Raw genomic sequence first — 26,048 nt, 5'->3', positions numbered from 1 at the left:
AGTGGAGTGGCCGGGCCGCACCGCCGTCGGGATGATCAAAGACATGACCAAGAGCAACGAGGTCCAGCCCGTCACCGTGCGGATCGCCCAGGAGCCGAAGGCGGACGAGCTCCTCGGGCGCAGCCCGCTCGCCGCCCTGGTGGGCATGCTGCTGGACCAGCAGGTGCCGATGGAGTGGGCGTTCTCCGGCCCGTACGCCCTGGCGCAGCGGATGGGCGAGGACGACCTGGACGCGCATGAGATCGCCGCCTACGACCCGGAGGCGTTCACCGAGCTGTTCACCGCGAAGCCCGCCCTGCACCGCTATCCCGGTTCCATGGCCAAGCGGGTCCAGCAGTTGTGCCAGTACCTGGTGGCGGAGTACGACGGCGACGCGAGCGCGGTGTGGACCGATGTGTCCGACGGGGCCGAGCTGCGGAAACGGCTGAACGCGCTGCCCGGCTTCGGTACCCAGAAGGCGCAGATCTTCCTGGCGTTGCTGGGCAAGCAGTTCGGGGTCCGGCCGACGGGCTGGCGAGAGGCGGCGGGATCGTACGGCGAGGCCGGCTCGCACCGCTCGGTCGCCGACATCACGGGCCCGGAATCGCTCACCGAGGTCCGCGCGTACAAGCAGCACGCGAAGCAGGCGGCCAAAGCGGCCAAGGCGACCAAACGCGCCGCCAGGCAGTAGCGCCGCCGGGCGCCACCGGCCCCGATCCGCAGCACCGCCACGCACCACCCACCCCAAGCAGCAGCGGCCCCCGCCTACCGTCGGCGGCGGGCCGTACCGAAGAGCGACCGCGAGATCTCCCGGCCCAGCTGCGTCCCGACGGACCGGGCCAGCGACCGGAACATCCCGCTCGCCACCGCCTGCTCGACCAGCGAGGCGTCCTCCTCGGCCGCCTTCTCGGCCCCGCGCGCCCGCTCCCCGCGTACCGCCTCCTCCACCGCCGCCCGGTCCGCGATCTCCGCGGCCTCCGCCTCGGCGGCCCGCCGCTGGGCCTCCTGACCGGCGCTCAGCTTCTCGTACGCCGACTCCCGGTCCACCGCCTGCGCGTAACGCCCGTACAGCGAGGAGTCCTTCACGGCCGCATCGAGGGCGGCCCCGGAAACGGCGTACCCGGCGGCGATCTCCCGGGCCGGCTCAGGCAGAGCACCACCACCCGTACCGCCGCCCGCGCCTCCGCCCGCACTGCCGCTGCCCGTCGAACCGACCGTCAATCTGTCCGTCAAGCTGTCGCTCGGGCTGTCACTCGGGCTGTCACTCATAGGGGCCCCGTTCCGGAATGCCTGCATTTATGGCGTTCTCGACAGCGTCGCAGTCCTGCCCCATGGCTGCGCCCGGAGGCTCTTGCCCGGTAGGCTTTCCGTGTGATCTTCAAGCGCATCGGAAATGGGCGGCCATATCCCGACCACGGCCGGGAAAGCACCCGGCAGTGGGCGGATGTCGCGCCGCGCCCGGTCCGCCTCGATCAGCTGGTGACCACCAAGGGCAACCTGGACCTCGAAACCCTCCTCGCCGAGGATTCGACGTTCTACGGTGACCTGTTCGCGCACGTCGTGAAGTGGCAGGGCGACCTCTACCTGGAGGACGGACTGCACCGCGCAGTCCGCGCCGCACTTCAGCAGCGCCAGGTACTGCACGCCCGCGTGCTCGAACTCGGCTGACCGAAGCGGGTTCCGTCCACGGAGCCGCGGTGCTCCCGGTCCCACGGGACCGGCAGCACCGACGAGACCCCGCGAGGCCTACGGGCGCTCCGGGGTTCGTTCGGGTGCTTTCGCACTCGGACGGGTGCGATCCATTGATCATTTAGTAGGCATCATCACCGGGCCGCACTACGCTGCGCCCATGAGCATGCTCACTCCCCCCGGCATGGGCGGAAAGTACCGCATCACAGGCGACAAGTACCCGCGGATGCGTCGCCCCCGGCGCCGCGGCAGACTGATCCTCGCTGTCACCGCTTCCGTGGCCGCCCTCGGGCTGGCCGGATGGGGCACGATGCAGCTCATCGACGTCTTCACCGGCGGCAACCGGAAGGCCAGCGCCGCCGACCACCGGGCGGACTGCCCCTCCGCCAAGCCGTCCACGCCCGCGAGGGTGCTGCCGAAGCCTGCGAAGATCACCGTCAACGTCTACAACGCGACGCCGCGCAGCGGGCTCGCCAAGCAGGCCGCCGACGAGCTGAAGAAACGCGGCTTCACCATCGGCAAGGTGGGAAACGCCTCGGCCGCGTACGACAAGAAGGTCCCCGGCACCGGGGTGCTGCTGGGTGCCCCTTCGGCCACGAACGGCTCGTTCCCGGTCCTCGGTACGCAACTGGTGGGCGCCACCCCGAAGACCGACGCCCGCAGGACGGCGGACGTCGATCTGATTCTCGGTACGAAGTTCAAGACGCTCAACACGCCCCAGGCAGCGGCCGCCGCGCTCGCCGCCCTGACGAAGCCGGCCCCCGCACCGTCGCCCTGCTGACGGCTGCCGGGACGCCCCGGCAGCCGTACGCGCGAGGCCCTAGTCGACCGTGCCGTACATCCGGTCGCCCGCGTCACCGAGGCCCGGGACGATGTAGCCGTTCTCGTTGAGCCGCTCGTCGACCGAGGCGGTGACGACGGTCACCGGCGTACCGGCCAACTCGCGCTCCATCACCTCGACGCCCTCGGGCGCCGCGAGCAGCACGACGGCGGTGACATCGTCCGCACCGCGCTCGATCAGTTCCTTGATGGCCGCGACCAGCGTGCCGCCGGTGGCCAGCATCGGGTCCAGGACATACACCTGGCGGCCCGAGAGGTCCTCCGGCATCCGGGTGGCGTACGTCTCCGCCTTGAGGGTCTCCTCGTTGCGGATCATGCCCAGGAAGCCGACCTCGGCGGTCGGCAGCAGTCGCACCATGCCGTCGAGCATGCCGAGACCGGCCCGCAGGATCGGCACGACCAGCGGCCGCGGGTGCGACAGCTTCACACCGGTCGTCGGTGTGACCGGGGTCTCGATGTCGACCTGTTCGGTGCGCACATCCCGGGTGGCCTCGTAGGCGAGCAGGGTGACCAGCTCGTCGGCGAGCCGCCGGAAAGTCGGGGAGTCGGTGCGCTTGTCGCGCAGGGTGGTGAGCTTGTGCGCGACCAGTGGATGGTCGACGACGTGGATCCGCATGGGTTCAACAGTAACGGTGCCTCTCGCACCCGTGCGCTGGCATCAACCGCATGTTCGGGGGGAAGGTGGGGGCATACGGACCCAGCCTTGGGGTGATGAGCCGATGCCGGACGGCGAAAAGCGGAAGCGGGACCAGCCGGTCCCGCAGGACGCAGAGGTCCCGCAGGACGCGAAGGTCCAGCAGGACACGGAGGATCCGGAGGTCCCGCAGGACGCGGAGGTCCCGCAGGATCCGGAGGAGGGCGACGCGGCACGCCGAAGGCGGCGCGCCCAGTTTCTGCGCGAACTCCACGAGGCGAAGGCGCTCCGCGACCGGGTGCAGCCCCGCCGCGCGAGGGCGGCCCGGATGCGCCAGGCCATGCGCATGCGCACCTTCCGCTGGTAGCCGGACGGCCGTCCGGCATCCCTCTGGTGGCGGCGTCCAGGAGAACTGATGGCCGACGCAACGGCCGAACTCCTCTCGCGGAGCCGTTGTTTCTGCCACGATTCCGATGGGCGGGATCCAGGACAGCCGGATCACCGACTGCCCTCCCGCCGGACCGACACCCCTATGACCAGTGGGAGAGTCACGGTGTACTTCGCCGCACTGCTCGCGCGCACCGAAGACGGGTGGGAAGCGAGCGACACGGAACTCGACGATGTGGAGACCCTGTCCGACCTGACGGATCTGGCCCGTGAGGCCTCGGTGGACGAGGACACGGTGCTCGTCTTCATCGAACAGGAGGACGCCTGGTTCGGCGTCGTCCGGGTGGACGGTGAGGACGACCCCCGTATTTTCATCTCGGACGCCACCGCCGCCGCCCGCTCCTCGTACGGCGAGATCCTGCTCACCGACGAACTGCTCGGCCGCGAACCCGAGGCCGAGGACACGATTGCCGCCCTCGAAGAACTCGTCGGCCTCGACGGTACTGAGGACGGCGACCCGGACACCACCCCCGACAACGACGAAGAAGATGACGACGGCCTCGACAGCGACGCCGTGCCGTCCGGCCCGATCGGCGACACCCGGATCCTGGCCGACCTCGGGCTCCCCGAGGCCGAGCTGCTGATGCTGCGCTCGGACGCCATGGCGGAGATCGCGGACGCGCTGGGCGCGGCCGAGGTCCTGGAGGCCGTCCGTTAGGGTCCGCGGGTGAGCGAACCACCGCACGACCCCGTGAGAGACCCGTGGCGGGCGCACATGCGCCGCGCCCTGGCCGAGGCCGATCTGGCGGCGCCGGCCGGCGATGTGCCGGTCGGTGCCGTCGTGCTCGGCCCGGACGGCACCCTGCTCGCCACGGGCCACAACGAACGCGAGGCGACCGGCGACCCGACCGCCCACGCCGAGGTCCTCGCCCTCCGCAGGGCCGCGGCCGCCCTCGGCCGATGGCGGCTGACCGGCTGCACCCTGGTCGTCACCCTGGAGCCCTGCACGATGTGCGCGGGCGCCCTGGTGCAGTCCCGCGTGGACCGGGTGGTCTACGGGGCCCGCGACGAGAAGGCGGGCGCGGCGGGCTCCCTCTGGGACGTCGTACGCGACCGTCGGCTCAACCACCGTCCCGAGGTCGTCCAGGGCGTCCTGGAGGACATCTGCGCCGGCCGCCTGACGGCCTTCTTCCGCACCCGCTGAGAACCGATTTCTGTCCACGGCCCGCCATGGTCTAAGCTCTCTCTCGGTAGCGTGTCCGAGCGGCCGAAGGAGCTCGCCTCGAAAGCGAGTGTGGGGAGACTCACCGAGGGTTCAAATCCCTCCGCTACCGCTCTTGTGAAGGGCCCGGCGCATCGCGTCGGGCCCTTCGGGTTTTTCCTTGCCCCTCACTCCGTCGGCGGCCCCCAGGCCGTCGCCGTAGTCACGCGCGGCCCCACGCGCAGGGCCGGTCTCGTCGAAGAGGCCGGGGGCCTGTTCAGGGGCGGTGCGACGCGCATACGGCTGTGGCCCCGGCGCGACGATTGTCGTGCCGGGGCCACAGCCATGAGTCAGGTCGGGGGAAGCGGCATCGGGGGGACAAGCCGCTTCCCCCGGTGAGAACGGGGCCTCCGGTCCTCGCCGCAGTCAGGGGGTGGCCGCGGCGAGGACCCCACAGTGGGGGCCCGTTCCGAGCCCCTCGGATTCCTGCCGTATCCGCTGGGCTCACCGTCCATCCTGCTCCTGATCACGGGCCGCACGGGCGGGCGAAGGGCCTCGATCGCCGGGTCCTTGGTCCTTAAAGCCTGTGTGAGTGATCGGAAACCGCCCGGGGATGCGGCCATACGTGTGGATAGACTCGCCGGACTGCACAAAGGATCGAAACAGGGGATCGAAGGGGAGGCGGGGGCTGTGGTGCAAGCGAAGAAGATAGCTCTCTACGTGATAGTCGTCTTCGTGCTGTACACGATCATCACCTCCCCGGCCCGGGCGGCTGATCTCGTCCAGATAGGGTTCGAGGGCGTTTCGAGTGCCGCACAGGGCGTCGGAGATTTCATGTCCGAGCTCGTGAAGTAGGAGTACACCGTGATCCGCCATCTGGTCCTGTTCAAACTGAACGACGGCGTCGAGCGGGACGACCCGCGGGTCGTCGCCGGGGCGGAGGCCTTCCGGAAGCTGGAGGGGCAGATCCCCGAGCTGGAGTTCTGGGAGTGCGCCTGGAACATCACCGACCGGCCGATCGCGTACGACTTCGCCATCAACTCCGCCGTCGCCGACCAGGACGCCCTGAAGCGGTACATCGAGCACCCCGCGCATCAGGCCGCCGCCGGGCAGTGGCGCGAATTCGCCAGCTGGGTGATCGCCGACTACCCGTTCTGATCCGAACGGCCCGCAAGCCCCTCACCTTCACAGTGAGGGGCTTTTTTTGGTGTTTAAACAAAGTTGACCCCAACACGGCACCATACGGTGCTTGCACACAGTGGACATGTCTTGTGATGCTATGACCGCTTTTGACGGATGAGTTGACCGAAGTTGACTGCAAAGGGGTGGCCTCATCGTGCCGGCCAGTACAGCGCCTCAAGTGCCTCCCCAGTCCGTCCAGACCGAGGCGCCCGACAGTACGACAGCACCCGCCAGGACCCGGGGCGCGGACACCAGGGCGCTCACCCAGGTGCTTTTCGGGCAGCTCAAGAACCTGGAGCCGGGGACCCCCGAGCACGGCCGGGTGCGGGCGGCGCTCATCGAGGCGAACCTCCCGCTGGTGCGGTACGCCGCGGCGCGGTTCCGCAGCCGCAACGAGCCGATGGAGGACGTCGTCCAGGTCGGCACGATCGGCTTGATCAACGCCATCGACCGGTTCGACCCCGAACGCGGCGTCCAGTTCCCGACGTTCGCGATGCCCACCGTCGTCGGCGAGATCAAGCGGTACTTCCGGGACAACGTACGGACCGTCCACGTGCCCCGGCGGCTGCACGAGCTGTGGGTCCAGGTCACCGGCGCCACCGAGGACCTGACGACCGCTCACGGCCGTTCTCCCACCACCGCCGAGATCGCCGAGCGGCTGAAGATCTCCGAGGACGAGGTGCTCGCCTGCATCGAGGCCGGACGCTCCTACCACGCGACCTCGCTGGAGGCCGCCCAGGAGGGCGACGGGCTGCCCGGGCTGCTGGACCGGCTCGGCTACGAGGACCCGGCGCTCGCCGGGGTCGAGCACCGCGACCTCGTCCGGCATCTGCTCGTACAGCTGCCCGAGCGCGAGCAGCGCATCCTTCTGCTGCGCTACTACAGCAATCTGACACAGTCGCAGATCAGCGCCGAACTAGGGGTCTCCCAGATGCATGTGTCAAGGCTGTTGGCCCGAAGCTTCGCCCGACTCCGATCCGCAAACAGGATCGAGGCCTAACCGGATCGGGTGGAGCGCTCGAAGTCCGCTTCGCGCGAACCCAAATGCCTCGCACCCCCTGTTAACTGCGCATACTCCACACAGACTTGTCGACATGTCACTACAGCGTGTTGCCGACATGTGACATTCTGCGGAAACCGCGTTTGCCGTGGCCTCGCCTCCGGTATTCAGGTGGGGGCTGCGTTCCTCCGATGGTCGCGGCCCAACGCGACCGTCCGCGACCTCAAAGGGGGTGGCATGTCCGCAGAACAGGGCAGCTCGAAGGTGCTCACGCTCACGAAGAACGAACCCGCACCCGTCGTGCTCACCGGCTCGTCGGAGGCCATCGACACCCGCACTCTGTCCCGCTCCCTGTTCCTGCGGCTCGCCGCGCTGGGGCCGGCACCAGGCCCCGAAGGAACGGACAGCCCGGAGCGTGCCTACGTACGGGACACACTCATCGAGCTCAACCTCCCGCTGGTGCGGTACGCCGCGGCGCGGTTCCGCAGCCGCAACGAGCCGATGGAGGACATCGTCCAGGTCGGCACGATCGGTCTGATCAAGGCGATCGACCGGTTCGACTGCGAACGGGGCGTGGAGTTCCCGACCTTCGCGATGCCGACCGTCGTCGGGGAGATCAAGCGGTTCTTCCGCGACACCTCGTGGTCGGTGCGCGTCCCGCGCCGGCTCCAGGAGCTGCGGCTCGCGCTGACCAAGACCAGCGACGAGCTCGCGCAGAAGCTCGACCGCTCACCGACCGTCCCTGAGCTGGCCAAGGCGCTCGGGGTCTCCGAGGAGGACGTGGTCGACGGGCTGGCCGTCGGCAACGCGTACACCGCTTCCTCGCTGGACTCCCCCTCGCCCGAGGACGACGGCGGCGAGGGCTCCCTCGCGGACCGGCTCGGCTACGAGGACTCGGCCCTGGAGGGCGTCGAGTACCGCGAGTCGCTCAAGCCGCTGCTGGCCAAGCTCCCGCCGCGCGAGCGCCAGATCATCATGCTGCGGTTCTTCGCCAACATGACCCAGTCGCAGATCGGCGAGGAGGTCGGCATCTCGCAGATGCATGTCTCGCGCCTGCTGACCCGTACGCTCGCCCAGCTCAGGGAAGGGCTCATCGCCGACTGACACCGTGGACTCCCGTACCGGAGCAAGAGGCTTCCGATTTGACGGCCCGTCAGCAACACTGGCGCGATGCGACGTCAGATGCTCGGTTCGAACGGCCGCCGGGGCACCGTGATCGCCGCCTCGGCGGTCGTGCTGTGTCTGGGCGGCGTACTGGCCGCCTGCGGCGGCGGTGCGGCTGACGAGGGCTATGTGGCGCTCGGTGCGGCGGGGGCGGACCCCGGAAGAGCTCCGACGGGGGCGGTGGCGCCGCCGGGGAAGGTGGCCCTGGCCCCGCTGGACCGTGACGGGAAGGGCCGCACCCCCGGCGACGGCCGCACCCCCGGCAACGGCCGTGATTCCGGCGAGGGGGGCCGTCCCGGCGAGCGCCATGATCCCGGCGGCGGTGATGGCGGTGGCGGTGGAGGCCGGTCCCGTGGCTCCGGGGCCACGCCCGGTGCGACTCCCAGGCCGTCCGGCCCGCCCGCCACACCCGGTACGCCCGGCACCGGAGGGGGCTCCACCGGGCCCGTGACCCCCTCGGCCCCCGGATCCGGCGCGCCACCTGCCGGGCCCGCCGTGCTGGCGGTGGGCGCCCCCGTACGGGAGGCGGCGGACGAGCGGTGGTGCGAGAGGGTGACCGTGGAGTTCCGGAACACCGGAGGATCACCGGCGCGCGCGGGAACCGTCACCTTCGCCACGCATGTGATCGGTTCACTGGGGGTCGACTGGGCGACCATCGAGTCGACCGGGCCACTGCCCGCGCCGATCGACGCGGGAGCGGCGCGGACGGGGACGTACACCGTCTGTGTGGACGCCTGGCGGGTGCCCCTGGGTATGCATGTGGAGACCCGGGACGTCACCGCCGTATTGAAGTGACAGATGGACGGGGCTGTGTGCGGGGACCGGCGGCGCCGGTCAGCCGAGCGCGAGCCAGGCGACCGCCGCGAGGACGACGATCACCGCGACGACGGCGGCGATCACCCCGACCCTCGGTCCGGACGAGGCGGCCGGCTGCTGCCGGCGCTGCGGCTCGCCCTCGTCGACGAAGGCGCGGAACATCTGGGTGCTGCCGGCCGGGTCGTGGTTGCCCTCGGGGCCCTGCGGGGCGTGGGGGTTGTGTGCCATGGGCCAGGACCCTAGCGAACTCGGCCCTGCGTCCCAACCCCCGGGTCGGGAAAGGGCCGAGGCCAGGGCCGGTGGCGGGGCGGGGAAGGCGCCGGTGCGCGGCGGTGGAGCGGGGGCCGGGCCGTCGGGCCGCAGGGGCATGCCGGGCCGAAATCAGCTGCGCGCACAGGCCAGTTGCGAGGTGCGGCAAGGGGAGGGTGGCCCAACTCACCGGTTCCGTCCGGAACTTGTTGCCCGTCTCGGCTCCGGATCCGCCTTCCGCGCACGCGACGTGCTCGCTTGCTCACTCAGCCGCCGCGCCGGAGCGGAGCCCCACCGGGCCCGACTGTGGCACGACACACACCCGCACCATCCGTACCCGTACCCCGGGCTGGGCCTTTGACCCGGGCCGTACGCACCCTTTTGCTTTCCTTTACTCCTGCAAGCCCCTTTTCGTTTGCCTGCAGCAACTAACGGCTTCTATGGTTGCCCTAAGCAACAAGATGTGCCGGTGAGATGTCTGGGGGGGGCCGTGGCCGCACGGAGTCAGTACGAAGAACTGGCCCGGCAGCTCAGTGCCATCGGGGCCGTCAAACGAGGTCTCGCCCGAACCCTGCCCGCCGAGTGCCCGGCCGGCTCCGCCGCCGTGCTGTCCCTGCTCAGGCAGCACGGCGAGATGCGGATCAGCCGACTGGCCGAGCTGCTGGACGTCGACATGTCGGTGACCAGCCGTCATGTCGCCCATGTGGCCGAGCGTGGCTGGATCGAACGGTCCCCGGATCCGGCGGACAAGCGGTCCCGCATCCTGCGGCTGACCCCCGGCGGACGTGACGTACTCGGCGACCTGAACCGGCGGACCACCGAGACGTTCGCCCACAACCTCTCCGACTGGTCGGACGACGAGGTCGGACAGCTGAACACGCTGTTGGCCCGGCTGCGCGACAGTTTCGCCTGTCGCGGGCCCAGCGGGTGCGGTCCCGGAAAGCACAGCGACGACTGCCGTTCCCGGCCTGCCGACGGCGACAACGACTCGCACACCCGTACACCCGTGTAACAGAAGCAAAGACAAGGACTTAAATGGCTACGACCACACCGACCGGTGTGCGGGGCGGCCACGCCAAGCACGGGGGATCGTCCGATTCCTCGTCCGGCGCGCCGATGACACACCGGCAGATCATGGAGGCACTGGCCGGGCTGATGCTCGGCATGTTCGTGGCGATCCTGTCGTCGACGGTCGTCTCGAACGCACTGCCCGAGATCATCTCCGACCTCGGCGGCGGCCAGAGCGCCTACACCTGGGTCGTCACGGCCTCGCTGCTGGCGATGACCGCCACCACCCCTCTGTGGGGCAAGCTCTCCGACCTGTTCAGCAAGAAGCTGCTGGTCCAGATAGCCCTCGTCATCTACGTCGCCGGTTCGGTCGTCGCCGGTATGTCGACCAGCAGCGGCATGCTGATCGCCTGCCGTGTCATCCAGGGCATCGGCGTCGGCGGTCTCTCCGCCCTCGCGCAGATCGTGATGGCGGCGATGATCGCCCCGCGTGAGCGCGGTCGCTACAGCGGATACATCGGTGCGGTGTTCGCCGTCGCCACCGTCGGTGGTCCGCTGCTCGGCGGTGTCATCACCGACACCAGCTGGATGGGCTGGCGCTGGTGCTTCTACGTCGGTGTGCCGTTCGCCGTCATCGCGCTGATCGTGCTCCAGAAGACGCTGAGGCTCCCGGTCGTGAAGCGTCAGGTCAAGGTCGACTGGTGGGGCGCGTTCTTCATCAGCGCCGCCGTGTCGCTGCTGCTCCTCTGGGTCACCTTCGCGGGCGACAAGTACGACTGGCTGTCCTGGCAGTCCGCCGTGATGGTCGCCGGTTCCGTCGTGCTCGGCGCGATCTTCGTCGCCGTCGAGGCCAAGGCCAGCGAGCCGATCATCCCGCTGCGCCTCTTCCGCAACCGCACCATCACGCTGGCCTCGCTGGCCTCGCTGTTCGTCGGTATCGCGATGTTCGCGGGCACCGTCTTCTTCAGCCAGTACTTCCAGCTGGCCCGCGGCAAGTCGCCGACGATGTCGGGCGTCATGACGATCCCGATGATCGCGGGCCTGTTCATCTCCTCGACCGTCTCCGGCCAGATCATCTCCAGGACCGGCCGCTGGAAGGCCTGGCTGGTCACCGGTGGCTTCCTGGTCACCGCCGGGCTCGGCCTGCTGGGCACCATCCGGTACGACACGGAGTACTGGCACATCGCGGTCTTCATGGCCGTCATGGGTCTCGGCATCGGCATGATGATGCAGAACCTGGTGCTCGCCACGCAGAACCAGGTCGCCCCGTCCGACCTCGGCGCGGCCAGCTCCGTCGTCACCTTCTTCCGTTCCCTCGGCGGTGCGATCGGCGTCTCGGCGCTGGGCGCCGTCATGGCGAACCGCGTCACCCACTACGTCCAGGACGGCCTCGCGGAGCTCGGCCCCGAGGGCGCGGCGATGGGTCACGGCGGCACCGGCGGCGGGGGCATCCCGGACCTGGACAAGCTGCCCGCGCCGTTCCGTACGGTCATGGAGAGCGCCTACGGGCACGGTGTCGGCGATGTCTTCCTGTACGCCGCTCCGGCCGCGCTGATCGCCTTCCTGATCACGGTCTTCATCAAGGAGGTCGCCCTGAGGACCAACGCTTCGAGCGAGGTCCCGGCCACGTCCGAGACCCCCGCAGTCGAGGCGGTCGGCACTCCGGCCGCCACTGCCGTCGAGGCGGTCAGTGCTCCGGCCGCCACCGTCGTCGAGGCGGTCTCCGAGGCGACGGCCACGGCCGCTTCGGTCGACACCCCGGGGGCTCCGGTCACCACCCTGCACGGCACGTCCGTGCACGGTGTGGTGCGCGGTGCCGAGGGCGCACCCGTCGCCCGTGCCGCCGTCACGCTGATCTCGCTGGCCGGCCGGCAGCTGGGGCGCTCCGTCGCCCAGGCCGACGGCAGCTACGGACTGGACGCGCCGGGCTCCGGCTCCTACGTCCTGATCGCCTCCGCCGACGGCTTCCAGCCGCAGGCGTCCACGGTGGTCGTCGGTGAGGAGCCGCTCTCGTACGACATCCTGCTCTCCGGTACGAGCGGACTGGCCGGCGTCGTGCGGGCCGCGGAGTCCGCCGCGCCGGTGCCGGGCGCCATGGTCGTCGTGACCGATGTGCGCGGCGATGTGCTGGCCACCGGCAGGTCCGGCGAGACCGGTGAGTTCACCTTCGGCGAGCTGGTGCCCGGTTCGGTGACCGTCGCGGTGAACGCCGCCGGGTACCGTCCGCTGGCGCTGCCGGTGGAGATCGGCGGCCAGGGTGTCACCCGGGTCGAGGCAACGCTCCGGCCCGGTGCGCTGGTCCAGGGCACCGTGCGGGCAGGTACCTCGCGGCGACCGCTGCCGGACGCGCGGGTCACACTGGTTGACGCGGCGGGCAATGTGGTCGCCACCTCGACGACCGGGGAGGACGGGGCGTACGCCTTCGCCGACCTGGACGCGGGCGAGTACTCGGTCATCGCGACCGGCTACCCGCCGGTGGCAAGCGCGCTGACCGTGGCCGGCCGCGGGGCCGACGGTCACGACATCGAGCTCGCCCACCCCGGCGAGTAACAGACCCCCGGCAGGGCGGCGCTTCCAGCGGAGACGCCGCCCCTGCCGGTGGAAATGGGCCCCGGCGGCGGGGACGGCAGGCAGGGGACGGCCTGTCGTCCCCGCCCCGGGGCCCGACTCATTGAGTCATGGAGCTAGGAGAGAGAACGGGATGGGACTTCGCGCACAGGTACGGACGCGGGACGGCTGGGCGGTCCAGCACGCGGTCGTGACGGTCACCGACATGACCGGCACGCAGGTGCTGCGGGCCGCCGCCGACGAGGACGGGTCGGTGCGGACCGACACGCCCCTGGCGGCCGGCGCGTACACGGTGATCGTCACGGCGGTCGGGTACGCCCCCGCCGCCTCCACCGCCCTCGTCACGGCGAGCGGGCGGGTCGAGGCCGGCACGGTGGTGCTGGCCCGCCAGGGCGGTGCGGAGCTGCCGCCGCCGGGGGCCTGGTCGCTCGACCCGGCGCACTCCTCGGTGGCCACGGTCGCGCAGCACCTGGGGATCTCCAGCGTGCACGGCCGGTTCACCGAGTTCAGCGGCCGGATCGAGATCGCGCAGGACGTCCAGCAGTCCCGGGTCGACGCCGTCATCAGCGCGGCAAGCATCGAAACCGGCAACAGCATGCGCGACAAGCACCTGCGTTCGCCCGACTTCCTGGACTCGGACCGGTTCCCGGAGATCACATACCGCTCCAACGCGCTGACCCCGACGGGACCCGACCGCTGGCTGGTCCACGGCGATCTGTCGCTGCACGGTGTCGTGCGCCCGATCGACCTCAACCTGAGCTACCTCGGGACGGGCCCGGATCCGTGGGGCGGGGTGCGCGCGGCGTTCAACGCGACGGCGGAGCTGCGCCGCGAGGACTTCGCCATGAACTACAACCAGGTGGTGCAGGCGGGCATCGCGGCGATCGGTACGACGTTGCGGGTGGAGATCGACGTCCAGGCCGTGCAGGGTGAGTCCATGCCGTCGTAGTCTGCGGACATGGCACCCGATATCGCGACGAACACAACCGTGGAACTCGACGAGTTGCTGGCCTTCGTACGGCCCAGGCACCGGGCGATCCTGCTGACCACCCGGTCCGACGGCCGTCCCCAGGGCTCCCCGCTGACCTGCGGGGTCGACGACGCGGGCCGGATCGTCATCTCGACCTACCCCGAGCGGGCCAAGGCCCGCAACGCGAAGCGGGACCAGCGGGTCAGTGTGATCGTGCTGTCGGACGAGTGGAACGGCCCGTGGGTCCAGATCGACGGCTCGGCCGAGGTGATCGACTCACCGGACTCGGTCGAACCGCTCGTCGAGTACTTCCGGAACATCTCGGGCGAGCACCCGGACTGGGACGGATACCGGGCGGCGATGGTGAAGCAGGGGAAGTCGATCATCCGGATCACTCCGGAGCGGTGGGGGCCGGTGGCCACCGGCGGCTTCCCGGCCCCGCCGACGTCCGACGGCTGACCACGCACGGGTACGGAGAAGGGGCGGGCGGGATCTCAGCCGTCCTCCCGCCCTCGTCTCCGCCCCTCAGCGGTCCCGCATCGCCTCGATGCCCGCGATCAGCAGGTCCAGGGCGAAGGTGAAGTCCCGTTCGCGCATCTCCTCGACCGTGTCGCCGCCGCGGGCGTCCATCACTTCCTGCGAGGACTCCACGATCTGCCGGAGCTGCGGCTGGGCGCGGATCGTGCCCAGCGCCTGCTGGTAGTACTCCTCCTGGCTGAGTCCCGCAGCCGCGCTGCGCTGCGCGAAATGGCCCTCGATCGTGCCGAATCCGTACACGAACTGGAAGACCGCGGAGAGCGCGCCGGTCTGGTGCCGCAGCGGCAGGCCGGTCGCCCGGATCACGTCCTGGACGGCGTACGACATCAGCATCGCGTGCGGGCCGATGTTGAGGAAGTGCCCGGCGAGCGTCGACACCCAGACGTGCCGGACCAGCAGCTCCCGGTACTCGGTGGCCAGCCCGCGCAGCCGGTCGTGCCAGTGGGCGTCCTCCCGCGGGGGCGTGAACTCGCTGTAGACCGAGTCCAGGGCCAGCTCCAGCAGATCGTCCTTGGTGTCCACGTACCAGTACAGGGACATCGCGGTGACGTCGAGCTCGGCGGCGAGCCTGCGCATGGAGAACTTGGCAAGCCCCTCGGCGTCCAGCAGCCGGACCGAGGTCGCGGTTATCCTCTCCCGGTCGAGGCCCGCCGCCTGGTCCGGTTTGCGGGTGCGCGACGGTGTCCGCTGGTCCAGCCACACGCTGGTCCTGGCAGGGTTCTTCACACGGTCGGCCGCGGACACCATGGCGCACTCTCCTCGTCTTGCCGGCGGGGCGGACCGGCCACGTACGCGTGGATCGCACACGGAACGGATTCGTACGCTCCGGTGCGCCCCGTCCCCGATGCTATGCCGCCGCCGCGGTCCCCGAGGAGTCCGCCCGGACGGATTCCGCCCGCTCCGCGCGGCGCAGCAGCACGGCGGCGAGCAGGCCGCCGACCAGCACTGCGACCGCCCCGAAGAGCTGGCTGGTCTCCAGTCCGGAGGCGAAGGCGTCCGTGATCCGTGCCCGCTCGCCGGCGTCGGTGGCCGAGGCGAGTGCGGCGGGCAGTGACGCGGCCCCGACAGCCGCCGGAACGAGCGACGCGAACCGCGAGCCCAGCACCGCGCCGAGGACGGCGACCCCCAGGCCGTTTCCGAATTCGGCGAGCGTGCCGTTGACCCCGGCGCCCACGCCCGCCTTCTCCGGCGGGATGGCGCTCATGATCGCGTTGGCCATGGCGGGCATGGCGAGCGCGATGCCCGCGCCCATCACGACCAGGCCGAGCAGCATGCCGCCGTAGCCGTCGCCGCCGAGCAGCGCGATCGCGGCGAGCCCCGCGGCCAGCAGGCTCATCCCGGCCGCGATGGTGACCGGTGTGCCCAGCTTGGGCACCAGCCTGGCGCCCAGTCCGGTGAGGTTGAGCGCGACGACGCTCAGCGCCAGCGGAGCGGTACGCAGACCGGCCTCCAGCGGCTCGTAGCCGAGGACGAACTGGAGCTGCTGGGTGAGCAGGAAGAGCGAGCCGCCCATCCCGAAGGCGACCAGGATCGCGCCCGCGACCGCCCCGACGAACTTCTGGTTCCGGAAGAAGTGCATGTCCAGCATCGGGTACGGGATGTGCAGCTCCCACAGCACGAATCCGGTGAGGACGGCGACCCCGACGAAGGCGGGGAGCAGCACCCTGCCCGAGGCCCAGCCGTGCTCCGGGCCGGAGATGATCGCGTACACGACGGATGCCATGCCGATGGTGGAGAGCAGTGCGCCGAGCAGGTCGGGGCGCTCGCCGCTGGGGTTCTTGGACTCCGGGACGAGGCGGGCCACGGCAACCAGTCCGAGCACCGCGACCGGGATGTTGATGAGGAAGATCGCGCCCCACCAGAAGTGGTCGAGCATCACTCCGCCGATCAGCGGCCCGACGGCGAAGCCGAGCGAGCTGACGGTCGACCAGATGCCGATCGCCTTGACCCGCTCGGTCTCGTCGAAGATCTGCACGACGACGGCCAGGGTCGTGGTCATCAGCAGCGCACCGCCGATGCCCATGCCCGCGCGGGCGGCGATCAGCTGCAGGGACGTCTGGGCCAGTCCGGCCACCAGCGAGCCGATGCCGAACAGGGCGAGCCCGGCGAGCAGCATCTTCTTGCGGCCGTAGCGGTCTGCGGAGCTGCCGGCCGTGAGCAGCAGGCCCGACTGGACCAGCGAGTAGGCGTTGATCATCCACTGCACATCGGCGGTGGAGGCGTCCAGCTCCCGGGTGAGGGAGGGGATCGCGACATTGAGGACGGTGTTGTCGAGCAGCACGGTGAGCTGGGCGAGACAGATGACGCCGAGGATCAGCCAGCGTTGCGGATGGCTCGGCGACGAGAGGTGGTTCTGCTCGGCGGCGGTCGCCGTCATACGGACTCCTGATCCCTTATACGGTGTACGAGCAACAGGCGCTGTACACCGTAAAGCAGATCCTGTACGGCGTACAACACATTTCCGCTTTCCGCGCGGTACCGTGCTCGCCGCTGATCCGACAAGGACTGGAGTGGTATGTCACTGCGTCGTCGTACGGTGGAAGTGCTCGTCGCCGCAGGGCTGTTGGGGATCGCGTTCGCGCCTCCCGCAGCGGCCGCCGGGGAGGGGCAGGGGCGAGCGGTGCCGCTGCGCGTGGCCACGTACAACATCCATGCGGGCGCCGGCATGGACAATGTCTTCGATCTCGACCGGCAGACCGCCGAGCTCCGCTCGCTGGACGCCGATGTGATCGGGCTCCAGGAGGTCGATGTCCACTGGGGCACCCGCAGCCAGTGGCGCGACCTGGCGAGCGAGCTGGCGCAACGGCTGGACATGCAGGTGTCGTTCGCCCCGGTCTACAGCCTCGCCCCGGAGACGCCGGGTGCGCCGCGACGGGAGTTCGGCGTCGCGGTGCTGTCCAGGTACCGCATCGTGAGCGCGGAGAACCACGAGATCACCCGGCTCTCCACCCAGGTCCCCAACCCCGTTCCGGCCCCGGCCCCCGGCTTCGGCGAGGTGGTCGTGCGGGTGAAGGGGCTGCCGGTGCACGTCTATGTGACGCATCTGGACTACCGCGCCGACCCGTCCGTACGCAGCGCCCAGGTCGCCGACACCCGCCGGATCATGGCCGAGGACGCGGAGCCGGGGTCGGGCCGCGGGCCGGTGCGGCAGATCCTGCTCGGCGACTTCAACGCGGCGCCGGCCGCTCCCGAACTCGCCCCGCTGTGGCAGGAGCTGACGGACGCCGAGCCGGGCGGGCCCACCTTCCCGGCGCAGGATCCGGTGCAGCGGATCGACTACGTGGCGGTGTCGAGGGATTCCGTGCGGGTACGCGGCGCGGCGGTGGCCGAGACACTCGCCTCGGACCACCGCCCGGTCGTCGCCGACCTGCTGCTACGGCGCTGAGCCTCGGACCGGCCGGCAACTGCCGGTCGGTCCCAGCCACCAGCCGGGTCCGCGGTGTCCACGGCCCCCGCCACCGGCGCGGGTGGCTATGGGCTGTCCCGTAATCCCTGGCGGGCGTGCGACGACAGCCACGGCACCTCGCCGCATTGTCGGAACGCCCGAATACATCCAGTATGCGAGCATCCCTCCGCCTTGCGATGCACCGCATCTGACGCCGCACGCTGATACACCAGGGATTACGGGACAGCCCTTACTCAGCGGGCTTGATGAGGTATCCCGCCCCCCGCCGGGTGTGGATCATCCGCGACCGTCCCGCGTCGATCTTCTTGCGCAGATACGAGATGTACAGCTCGACGACGTTCGCCTGCCCGCCGAAGTCGTAGTTCCAGACCCGGTCGAGGATCTGCGCCTTGCTCAGCACCCGCCGCGGGTTGCGCATCAGGAAGCGCAGGAGCTCGAACTCGGTCGCGGTGAGATGGATGGACGTCCCGCCCCGGCTCACCTCATGGCTGTCCTCGTCGAGGAACAGATCGCCGACGACGAGCGTCGACTCGCTGCGCACCGCCGCCGCGCCGGACCGACGGATCAGCCCGCGCAGCCGCGCCACGACCTCCTCCAGGCCGAACGGCTTGGTCACATAGTCGTCGCCGCCCGCCGTGAGTCCGGCGATCCGGTCCTCCACCGCGTCGCGCGCGGTCAGGAAGAGGACGGGGACCTCGGAGAGCTCCCGCCGCAGCCCTCCGAGCACGGCGAACCCGTCCGTGTCGGGCAGCATCACGTCGAGGATCACCACATCGGGCCGGAAGTCGCGCGCCATCCGTACAGCCCCGGCAGCGTCCCCGGCGCTGCGCACCTCCCAGCCCTCGTAACGCAGGGCCATGGACAGCAGCTCGGCGAGCGGGGCCTCGTCGTCCACCACCAGCACGCGGACAGGAGTGCGGTCCGCCCTCAGCAGTTCGGTACGCCCCTGGGGCGAGGTCGTCGTCGTCATGCCCCAACCCTGTGAGGCTCCCCTGAAAGGGGCCTTACCCGAATCTGTGAATTCCCTGAGAAAGTGGCGCCCCGACGGGCCGTCAGTCCACGCCGAACAACGCGCTCGCGTTGCCGTGGCAGACCGCCCGCAGCCAGTCGTCCCCCAGCTCCAGCCTTTCCAGCGCGTGCAGTTGGTGCGCGTACGGATACGGGATGTTCGGGAAGTCGGTGCCCAGCAGGATCCGGTCCCCCAGCGCGGCGAGCCGCCCCCGCTCGGCCGGCGGGAACGGCGTGAAGTCCTCCGTGAAATCCGTGAACGCCATCGTCGTGTCGAGCCGCACCCGGGGGTACGTCTCCGCCAGCCCCAGGAACTCCGCGTACTCCGGCATCCCCATGTGCGCCACGATCAACGGCAGCCGAGGATGCCGGGCGAGCAGCCGGCCGACCGGCTCGGGGCCGGTGTACTTGCCGGGCGCCGGCCCGGAGCCGCAGTGCATCACCACCGGAATCCCGGCCTCCGCAAGCAGCCCCCAGACCGGCTCGAGGAGCGGGTCGTTGGCGTCGTACGCGCCGACCTGGAGGTGCGACTTGAAGACCCGCGCCCCCGCCTCGACGGCCTCGCGCACATACCCCGCCACGCCCTCCTCCGGGAAGAAGGTCGCGGTGTGCAGACAGTCGGGCACCCGGCGCGCGAAATCGGCCGCCCAGCCGTTCAGCCAGGCGGCCATCCCCACCTTGTGCGGGTAGAGCATCGAGGTGAACCGGAGCACGCCGAACGAACGCAGCAGTGCGAGCCGTTCGTCCTCGTCGTGGCGGTACTCGATCGGCCACTCCATCCCGGTCAGCGGCCCCGCCGAGTCGAAGTACGCCCAGACCTTGGCCAGCACCCGCTCCGGCATGAAGTGCGTATGGACATCGATGATTCCGGGCAGCCCCAGCCGCTCCCAGAACCGCACGACGTCGTCGGCGTCACCACACATCCCATGCCCCTCTCAACGTCCGGACAGGTCCGACGATCTCAGAACAGCCCGCCCTGCACGCCACCGCCCCCGATGTCGGCCACCGGCACCCCCACCCCGGCCCGCGCGTTGGCCGCCACCAGCTCCCACCCCGTCATCAGCCGGGTGTCCAGCACCACGACCCCGTCCGCCGTCGCCAGATGCAGATCCGGCCCGGCCGCCGCCACCAGCCGCCCGGCGACCGCACCCCCGGCCACCAACTCGGTGACCGCCCACGCCACCTCGACCGCGCCGTCGAGCCCGAACAGCCGGGCGTGGTCGACCGCCTCGAACGGCAGCCGCTCCAGCGACTCCGGCCACCCGGCCCCCTGCAGCGCCACGGACCGCCGGTAGAGCTCCGCCACCTCGGCACCGCGCTCCGCCGCCCCCGGCAGCGCCCCGCGCACGGCCCGCTTCCGCGCGTACGGAATCCGGTCCGGCACCCCGAGCGCCGACCGCAGCAGCTCCTCGGTCCGCCGGCACGCCATCAACGGCCCCCGCCCCAGCCAGCTGAACACCACGGCCCCCTGCTCACGCAGCCGCGCCGCCTCCCGCTCCTCGGCGGTGATCCCGACCTTCACCATCCCCGGCCCGAACCAGGCCAGATACACGCGGTACGTCCTGGGGTCGTCGGCGATCGTGTCGGCGGCCACCGAATGCGCCCGGTCCAGCCGCGCACACTCCGGACACCGCGCCCCCGTGCTCCGCCCCGACACCACGGCCCCCACCGGACACGCGTTCCCACGCGCCCCGACGCAGCACCGCTCCCCCTCGGCCCGGAACCCGAACTCCGTCCCGTACACCTGCGCACTCGCCCGCACGGCCCCGCCGCGCCGCCAGCCCAGCACGGGCGGCCGCTGCGCGTCGGGCCACCGCAGCCCGGTGCACTGCCACACCACACCCATGATCGAACTCCCGGATTCCGACGCAAAGGGAGGGAACAGCAAGAGGCCCCCGGGATTTCTCCTGGGGGCCTCTTGCCTGTTGTGCACTCGGCAGGATTCGAACCTGCAACCTTCTGATCCGTAGGATCGGGCAGCTTGCCGTGAGGGGCGCCAACGGCCTACTGCTCCGATTGCTCAAGCCAGCGATCATGTACGTCCGTGTGCCGTCGTTGCCGTCAGTGCTGCCGTCAACTCCAACCGGTCGCGCCGTCGTCACGACGGTCCGCCGGCCGACCCGCCACAGCTCCAGCAGAGTCGGCTCCCGCAGATCGACTGCGTTACAACCTTCCCGCCTGTCAGCCCAACTCACGATGCGTTGAGCCAGGGCGCCACTACAACGTTCCCCCAAACCAGAGGCAGGCGCCGCGCCTCGCCAATTCCTGCTTACGCTCGTCGTAGTCCGGCATGACGCGGGCGAGCAGTTGCCAGAACGCGGGGCCGTGGTGAGGCTCGCGCAGATGCGCGAGTTCGTGCGCCAACACGTAATCAACGAGGGGTGGGGACAACTGGAGCGTCGCCCAGTGGATACGCACGCGGCGTCCGGCCGTCGCACTTCCCCACTTGTGGCCGAGGTCTGCCACCTCGATGGGCCCCGCATCGACTCGTAGTCGCTCTGCCCATGCCCGAGAGCGGGGTCCTAGCCAGGCCTCGCCGCAGCGCTGGTACCAGGCGATCAGGCTTGCCTCTCCCACGCCGAGCAGCTGTCGTGGCAGGACGAGTCGGCCGCGCTCCAGGCGGACAGCGCCGTCCGCGTCATCGATCTTCAGTCGATGGCTGCGACCCAGGTACAGGAAGCCCTCACCGTCGACGAGCTCCTTGATGACGGGCTCGTGCTGGAGGTGGAGGACTTCCTTCTCGGCCAGCTTGCGGTAGACCCACTCGCGTTTCGACGCCAGGAATTGCTGCAGCTCCGCGGTCGCCACATCATCGGCGGCCCTCAGACGCAGCGATCCGTCGACCTCGATGGTGAGCCGAGCCTTACGGCTGCTGCCGCCGATCTCGACCGGTACGCGCAGATCGTCAAGCTGGAGGACAGTAATCAAGGGCGCCCCCGAGTACGGAGCTGCTCCCTGATCAAAGACTGGTTGGAGCGCGCCAGCTCCATGAGGCGGTCAGCAATGGCCGCCTGCTCGGAGAACGGAAACAGGTCGCGGTCGTCCAGCTGATGGACGATGTCCTTACGCAGCTCGTCCTGGGCGTGCGGGTTCTGCCAGAACCGCACGATGCCTGCGTGCCGCAGCACCTCACCGACGATGTCTTCGGCCAGGTGCAGGATGTCCGTCCGCACCTCGTCTGGCAGGGTGGCACTGGTGGCGAACTCGCTCTCCAGAAGGCCGTAGAAGCGGGCGACCAGCGGGTCTTGGTGGACGCGCGACGAGCTGGACTCGTCGGTCATGTCGCCGAGCAGCACCTCGAGCGCGAGGCTGAGCTGGTCCCATTTGCCGGTAAGCGACTTCAGTATCTCGTCGAGGCGCTCGGAGAGCTTGGTGTAGCGAGCGGGATCCTCGTCGAAGTTCGTCCGAATGTGGAACCGCAGGGCGTGTTCCATCTCGGAGGCTTTCGCCTTGTCGGAGCTAAGACCCTTAACCTTCGCAAGGAAGTCCGGGTCGGTGACCGAGACGGGCGCGATCTTCGTCGCGATGTCGAGCGCCGTGACGTGCTCGTCGATCAGGGCACGCACCTTCTCGCCGTACAGCGAGGCACTGAAGTCTCCGAGGCCGTCGTCCCGGTAGCGTCGCCGGGCGACCTTCTGGATCAGGCCGAGCCGCTTGGCGTCAGCCACGAAGAGCAGCGCCTCGGGACGGGGCAGGATGGTGTCGAGCGTGGTGAGGAACTGCTTCAGCAGCACACTGAAGCGGGCCCTGAGAGCATCGTCTGAGAGCAGGTCGACGCAGGCCTCGATGTCCTCATCCAAATCGAACGTCTCGATACCCGCCTGGGCGAAGAGCGCCACCACCCGGGCGTGCCGGTCGCGTAGCTTTGGCACCTCGTCCGCAATCGAGGCCAGCGCCCCGATGGCATCCTCGGCGTCCTCGGGTGCATAGGCCTGGAGCGCCTTTTGCAGATGGGCGCCAACGCCGAAATAGTCGACCAGCAGGCCGGCGGCCTTGCCCGGGCTGGTCCGGTTGACACGGGCAATGGCCTGGAGCAGTTCGGCGTCCTGGATAAAGCGGTCGAGGTAAAGCGCCTGCTCGACTGGGGCATCGAAGCCGGTTAGCAGCATGGTGCGTACCAATAGGAAAGCAACGGGACTTCTCTGCTCACCGGGGAAGCCCAGCGGCTTCTTGAACTCCGCGATGACCGCATCCTGGCGGGCCTTGTCGGTCCACTGCAGCCAGGTCGGGTCATCGTTGTTGCTGCCCGAGATAACCGGGACAAAGTCCAGAATCCGAATGAGCTCCAGGTGCGGCAGGCCACGGACTAGGACCTGCTTGCGCCGATCGAGCCCGTCGATATCCAGGCTGCCGTCCTCGGCCCCGCGCACGAGGTGCTCCGGCAGGCGCTCAATCTGCGCGACGAGGTCGTCCCTTGCACTAAGGAGCGCCTCGCGGTACCGCACCGTCGCCAGGCGGCTGGTAGCTGACAGCTGTGCCTTAAAGCCGCCGGGAAGCACTGTCGACACGTAGTGCCAGAGGATCGACTTCGCCTTGGCGGCGATGAGTTTCGGCGCTTCCAGCACGGCGCCGGTCGTGGCATAGCGCGCCTTGAGTTTCTCGATCTCCTCGTAAGTGTGCTCGGCGAACATGTCCTCGAACAGTTCGTCCAGGTCGCTGCCGCCGACCACAGCCCCTTTGGCGGTGCGTCCCTCGTAGAGGATGGGGACGACGGCGCCGTCGTGTTCGGCCTGGCGGATCGTGTACTGGTCGATGAACGACCCGAAGATGGCGTCGGTGCGCTTCTTACCTTCCCGCATGATCGGGGTGCCGGTGAAGCCGATCTTGGCTGCGTTCGGCAGCGCCGCCATGAGGTTGGCGTGCAGCGTCGAGGTCTGGGAGCGGTGCGCCTCATCGACGAGGATCACGACGGTCTCGTCGGTATTGAGGACCCCGAGTGCTTCGTTCTTCTCGTCCGCAGCCATGCGGCTCTCACCGGCGCCTGCGGCATCCGCATCCCGGTACTTCTGGATCATGGCGAAGACCAGCGCAGGGCCCTTCTCCGCCAGGATGGTCCGCAGCTGAGCCGCGCGCCGTGCCCGGACGACGCCCTCACCGGAGAGCTTGGCGGTCTCGGAGAGCTGCTTTTCGAGATCGCTCCGGTCAGTGATGACCACGACCTTGAAGGCACGCAGCACTGGATCCGAGCGCATCGCCCGCACCAGGAACACCATGGTCAGAGACTTACCTGACCCTTGGGTGTGCCAGATCAGACCACCACGACGGTCACTTTCGCCGTCCTGGGTTCGTGTCTTCCCGGTCCGGAGCCGCATGAGCGCCCGGCCAACGGCGCGGTACTGCTGGTAACGGGCGACGATTTTGATCCGCCGGCCGTTGACCTCCGTGAAGAGGGTGAAGTGCCGGACGACGTCGAGCAGGTTGGACGGTGCCAGCATCCCGGCAGTTAGCAACTCTTGACCCGTCAGCTCTACCGCGGGCTTGCCGAGCCGCGAGGCCAGCTCGTCACGGCTGAGCGGGAAGGCGTCCTTCCACTCCAGGAAGTGCTCCGGGCCCGCAGTGAAGGTCGCGACGCGCGCGTTGTCGCCGTAGGTCGAGACCACGAACTGGTTGGTCCAGAACAGCTGCTCGTTGCCCTCAGGCAGGCCGAGGCGACGCTGGTTGGCGTAGCGCCTTAGCTGGGTGATGCCCTCGGCCATGGGGTCGGTGATGTACGGGCTCTTGCACTCGATGACCACCAGGGGGATGCCGTTGACGAACAGCACGACGTCGGGAGCGACGAACTTCTTGGCCTGGCCTCCGGGCTCATCCATCCGGAACTGGCTGATCGCCTGAAAGTCGTTGTTCGCGGGGTTGTCGAAGTCGATGAACTGGACGCGCTGGGAGCGTCCCTGATCCCAGTCCGGCAGACCCGCTACGGACACGCCTTCAACGAGGCGCTCGGTCATCCGCTCGTTGAGCTCAACGAGCTTGCCCACCTCGGAGCGCGTGAGCGACGAGACCACCTCGGCCAGGCGCGCATCGTCCAGCCACGGCGCACCGTCCGGCCCTGGGTTGATCTTGAGCAGTGCGGCGCGGAGCCTCCCTTCGAGGATCGAGCCGCGGAATGAGTCGCGCTCCGTGACTGATGGGTCTGACTTCGACCCCTCGATAACCTGCCAGCCGAGGCCCTCCAGCTGGTCAAGTAGTGGCTTCTCGACCTCGGTGTACTCAGGGCCCTTACTCATGAGGCAGCCTCAGCAGGGACGCGGACACGTCCAGAGAGGAGGTCCTCGAAGAGGCCACGCCGCACGGCCTGGAGCTTGGCCAACGCAATGCGTTCTGATTCTTGCCTCTCCTGAAGCGCTGCCATCACCCGAGCAACGTGCCGCTGGTATCGAATATCAGGCGATGGAAACGCGAACCTCTTGAGAACGTGAATCGATACCTCTGCCCTAGTAGTGCCGACCACTGCGAGATCGAGCCGCCTCTGCGCCTCTCGACTCAACAAATAATAGCGCGCAAACGCCGGATCCGTTCGGGCGGATAGCCGAATTCGCGCCATCTCTCGACTAATATTGCCGTTGTAGGTATCCGGCGCGATACCCACTCTGCCAATGGTCCCCTTGATCGAGAGCAGGACATCTCCCGGAGCAACCCGGCTTCGCCGATACTGCGCATCAATCGACCTTGACGTTCGATGAACACCCGCCTCAAAGTCACCATCGAGGTCGCGAATAGCAAGTACCGGCACTCCGCCTGGAACGAATGCTCCAGACTGGACAATACCGTAGCAAATATCCGCAGTGCACAGATCCGCAAGCGGGACGAAGTCGGCTGGCGGAAGTTCCTTCACCAGCCGATCGAGTACCCCTTCCGCTTCCAGTCTCAGTTTCGAAAGGATGTGCCTAGAGGTAGCGATCTGTTCATCGACCGCATCCAGGATGCGCGCTATCCGCGCTTGCTCCGGCATCGTAGGGAGCACAAGCTCAGCAGACAACAATGCTTCATCCGAAAAGTTCGTCTGAGATTCCGCCATACCTGTCGTCCGGGCATTCAGGTATTCCTGAACGGCCTTGGTCGAGAGGAGACCCGCCAGTATTTGTGGTAGCACGGCTGATGTCCTTGGCCGAAGGCCGACCATCTTCCCAGACACCATGATGTGGGGCCGCGTAGACCGTACATGAACAACTACACCGACACGATGACGGGGTCCAGCCTTCGTGATCAGGACGTCCCCTGCATGAACCTCGATAGATTCGTTTCCCCAGTAACTTGCTGGTGGCACCTTGTGGGCTTCTTCTCGCCAACCGTCCCACGTTACTGCGGTGGTCTTGAGTAGTCCCCACTCATCATCACTAGCAATTGGGCGCTCTTCACACGTAGGACTCGGCCCAGTGAACTTCTTAGTGATTAGATCTCGCACATGGACTT

At 69.1% G+C, this 26,048-nt stretch carries 26 protein-coding genes, 1 tRNA gene and 1 pseudogene; 17 read left to right on the top strand and 11 right to left on the bottom strand.

The genetic code is table 11. The annotated features are described in order from the left end of the window. Positions 1-43 precede the first annotated feature (43 nt). A complete protein-coding gene (locus ACWCQ6_RS17710; protein WP_451090108.1) occupies positions 44-670 on the top strand; it encodes an HhH-GPD-type base excision DNA repair protein in 627 nt (208 codons plus the stop codon). Between the two features lie 74 nt (positions 671-744). Here the strand turns inward: ACWCQ6_RS17710 and ACWCQ6_RS17705 are convergent. Further along, positions 745-1,092: pseudogene (locus ACWCQ6_RS17705) on the bottom strand (helicase HerA-like domain-containing protein); the annotation flags it as partial. A gap of 258 nt (positions 1,093-1,350) precedes the next feature. On the opposite strand from ACWCQ6_RS17705, the gene ACWCQ6_RS17700 reads away from it, so the two are divergent. Continuing rightward, a complete protein-coding gene (locus tag ACWCQ6_RS17700; RefSeq protein ID WP_072488263.1) occupies positions 1,351-1,647 on the top strand; it encodes a type II toxin-antitoxin system VapB family antitoxin in 297 nt (98 codons plus the stop codon). A gap of 205 nt (positions 1,648-1,852) precedes the next feature. Then, on the top strand, positions 1,853-2,449 hold the full coding sequence (locus ACWCQ6_RS17695) for a LytR C-terminal domain-containing protein (protein WP_451090139.1): 597 nt from the start codon (positions 1,853-1,855) through the stop codon (positions 2,447-2,449). A gap of 39 nt (positions 2,450-2,488) precedes the next feature. On the opposite strand, the gene upp is transcribed toward ACWCQ6_RS17695, so the two are convergent. Then, positions 2,489-3,124: a uracil phosphoribosyltransferase gene (gene upp, locus ACWCQ6_RS17690; protein WP_329819946.1), complete on the bottom strand. Its 636-nt coding sequence runs from the start codon at positions 3,122-3,124 to the stop codon at positions 2,489-2,491. A 103-nt stretch (positions 3,125-3,227) separates the two neighbouring features. Between upp and ACWCQ6_RS17685 the strand changes: the two genes are divergently transcribed. From ACWCQ6_RS17685 to ACWCQ6_RS17645, 9 genes are all read left to right on the top strand, one after another. After that, complete coding sequence (locus tag ACWCQ6_RS17685; protein WP_451090106.1) at positions 3,228-3,509, top strand: hypothetical protein; 282 nt, start codon at positions 3,228-3,230, stop codon at positions 3,507-3,509. Between the two features lie 186 nt (positions 3,510-3,695). Continuing rightward, the gene (locus tag ACWCQ6_RS17680; protein ID WP_451090137.1) at positions 3,696-4,247 is read left to right on the top strand and encodes a tRNA adenosine deaminase-associated protein; all 552 of its coding nucleotides are present in this window, start codon (positions 3,696-3,698) and stop codon (positions 4,245-4,247) included. 57 nt (positions 4,248-4,304) lie between these two features. Continuing rightward, positions 4,305-4,733, top strand: coding sequence for a tRNA adenosine(34) deaminase TadA (gene tadA, locus ACWCQ6_RS17675; RefSeq protein ID WP_451090135.1), 429 nt, complete (start codon positions 4,305-4,307; stop codon positions 4,731-4,733). Between the two features lie 45 nt (positions 4,734-4,778). Then, positions 4,779-4,863, top strand: a tRNA-Ser gene (locus ACWCQ6_RS17670). A gap of 494 nt (positions 4,864-5,357) precedes the next feature. After that, a complete protein-coding gene (locus ACWCQ6_RS17665) occupies positions 5,358-5,585 on the top strand; it encodes a hypothetical protein (protein ID WP_451090141.1) in 228 nt (75 codons plus the stop codon). Positions 5,586-5,594: 9 nt separating this feature from the next. Beyond that, a complete protein-coding gene (locus tag ACWCQ6_RS17660) occupies positions 5,595-5,888 on the top strand; it encodes a Dabb family protein (RefSeq protein ID WP_072488257.1) in 294 nt (97 codons plus the stop codon). A gap of 178 nt (positions 5,889-6,066) precedes the next feature. Next, complete coding sequence (locus ACWCQ6_RS17655; protein ID WP_451090104.1) at positions 6,067-6,912, top strand: RNA polymerase sigma factor SigF; 846 nt, start codon at positions 6,067-6,069, stop codon at positions 6,910-6,912. A gap of 237 nt (positions 6,913-7,149) precedes the next feature. After that, positions 7,150-8,016, top strand: a complete 867-nt coding sequence (locus ACWCQ6_RS17650) for an RNA polymerase sigma factor SigF (RefSeq protein WP_451090102.1) — start codon at positions 7,150-7,152, stop codon at positions 8,014-8,016. Between the two features lie 66 nt (positions 8,017-8,082). Then, entirely contained in the window at positions 8,083-8,871 is a 789-nt protein-coding gene (locus tag ACWCQ6_RS17645; protein WP_451090100.1) for a hypothetical protein, read from the top strand. Positions 8,872-8,910: 39 nt separating this feature from the next. Here the strand turns inward: ACWCQ6_RS17645 and ACWCQ6_RS17640 are convergent, their stop codons facing one another. Next, positions 8,911-9,120 (bottom strand): hypothetical protein, encoded by a 210-nt coding sequence (locus ACWCQ6_RS17640; protein WP_451090098.1) that lies wholly within the window; start codon positions 9,118-9,120, stop codon positions 8,911-8,913. Between the two features lie 511 nt (positions 9,121-9,631). On the opposite strand from ACWCQ6_RS17640, the gene ACWCQ6_RS17635 reads away from it, so the two are divergent. The 4 genes from ACWCQ6_RS17635 to ACWCQ6_RS17620 all read left to right on the top strand — a co-directional run bounded on the left by ACWCQ6_RS17635 (position 9,632) and on the right by ACWCQ6_RS17620 (position 14,146). After that, complete coding sequence (locus ACWCQ6_RS17635; protein WP_451090096.1) at positions 9,632-10,153, top strand: MarR family winged helix-turn-helix transcriptional regulator; 522 nt, start codon at positions 9,632-9,634, stop codon at positions 10,151-10,153. A gap of 23 nt (positions 10,154-10,176) precedes the next feature. Next, entirely contained in the window at positions 10,177-12,699 is a 2,523-nt protein-coding gene (locus ACWCQ6_RS17630; protein WP_451090094.1) for an MFS transporter, read from the top strand. Positions 12,700-12,850: 151 nt separating this feature from the next. Beyond that, a complete protein-coding gene (locus ACWCQ6_RS17625; RefSeq protein ID WP_451090092.1) occupies positions 12,851-13,666 on the top strand; it encodes a YceI family protein in 816 nt (271 codons plus the stop codon). Between the two features lie 9 nt (positions 13,667-13,675). Continuing rightward, positions 13,676-14,146, top strand: a complete 471-nt coding sequence (locus ACWCQ6_RS17620; protein WP_451090090.1) for a PPOX class F420-dependent oxidoreductase — start codon at positions 13,676-13,678, stop codon at positions 14,144-14,146. Positions 14,147-14,212: 66 nt separating this feature from the next. Here ACWCQ6_RS17620 and ACWCQ6_RS17615 read toward each other — a convergent pair whose 3' ends face one another. Both ACWCQ6_RS17615 and ACWCQ6_RS17610 read right to left on the bottom strand, forming a co-directional pair. Continuing rightward, positions 14,213-14,971, bottom strand: a complete 759-nt coding sequence (locus ACWCQ6_RS17615) for a TetR/AcrR family transcriptional regulator (RefSeq protein WP_451090088.1) — start codon at positions 14,969-14,971, stop codon at positions 14,213-14,215. A 100-nt stretch (positions 14,972-15,071) separates the two neighbouring features. Then, a complete protein-coding gene (locus tag ACWCQ6_RS17610) occupies positions 15,072-16,601 on the bottom strand; it encodes an MFS transporter (protein WP_451090086.1) in 1,530 nt (509 codons plus the stop codon). Positions 16,602-16,739: 138 nt separating this feature from the next. Here ACWCQ6_RS17610 and ACWCQ6_RS17605 point away from each other — a divergent pair, with 138 nt between their 5' ends. Beyond that, entirely contained in the window at positions 16,740-17,609 is an 870-nt protein-coding gene (locus ACWCQ6_RS17605) for an endonuclease/exonuclease/phosphatase family protein (RefSeq protein ID WP_451090084.1), read from the top strand. Positions 17,610-17,859: 250 nt separating this feature from the next. On the opposite strand, the gene ACWCQ6_RS17600 is transcribed toward ACWCQ6_RS17605, so the two are convergent. From ACWCQ6_RS17600 to ACWCQ6_RS17575, 6 genes are all read right to left on the bottom strand, one after another. Next, complete coding sequence (locus ACWCQ6_RS17600) at positions 17,860-18,600, bottom strand: response regulator transcription factor (protein ID WP_451090082.1); 741 nt, start codon at positions 18,598-18,600, stop codon at positions 17,860-17,862. 82 nt (positions 18,601-18,682) lie between these two features. Beyond that, entirely contained in the window at positions 18,683-19,561 is an 879-nt protein-coding gene (locus tag ACWCQ6_RS17595; RefSeq protein ID WP_451090080.1) for an amidohydrolase family protein, read from the bottom strand. Positions 19,562-19,599: 38 nt separating this feature from the next. Next, a complete protein-coding gene (locus ACWCQ6_RS17590; protein WP_451090078.1) occupies positions 19,600-20,484 on the bottom strand; it encodes a DUF2797 domain-containing protein in 885 nt (294 codons plus the stop codon). Positions 20,485-20,855: 371 nt separating this feature from the next. Beyond that, positions 20,856-21,566, bottom strand: a complete 711-nt coding sequence (locus tag ACWCQ6_RS17585; protein ID WP_451090076.1) for a M48 family metallopeptidase — start codon at positions 21,564-21,566, stop codon at positions 20,856-20,858. Then, positions 21,563-24,862 carry a type I restriction endonuclease subunit R gene (locus ACWCQ6_RS17580; RefSeq protein ID WP_451090075.1) on the bottom strand — a complete coding sequence of 1,100 codons (3,300 nt, stop codon included), beginning with the start codon at positions 24,860-24,862 and terminating at the stop codon, positions 21,563-21,565. The genes ACWCQ6_RS17585 and ACWCQ6_RS17580 overlap by 4 nt, the downstream gene beginning before the upstream one ends. Further along, positions 24,859-25,773: a restriction endonuclease subunit S gene (locus ACWCQ6_RS17575; protein WP_451090073.1), complete on the bottom strand. Its 915-nt coding sequence runs from the start codon at positions 25,771-25,773 to the stop codon at positions 24,859-24,861. The genes ACWCQ6_RS17580 and ACWCQ6_RS17575 overlap by 4 nt, the downstream gene beginning before the upstream one ends. Between the last annotated feature and the right edge of the window lie 275 nt (positions 25,774-26,048).

The sequence above is a fragment of the Streptomyces sp. NPDC001880 genome (genome assembly GCF_053594575.1).
The sequence above is the reverse complement of the archived record's forward strand: the minus strand, read 5'-3'. Positions and strand labels throughout refer to the sequence as shown.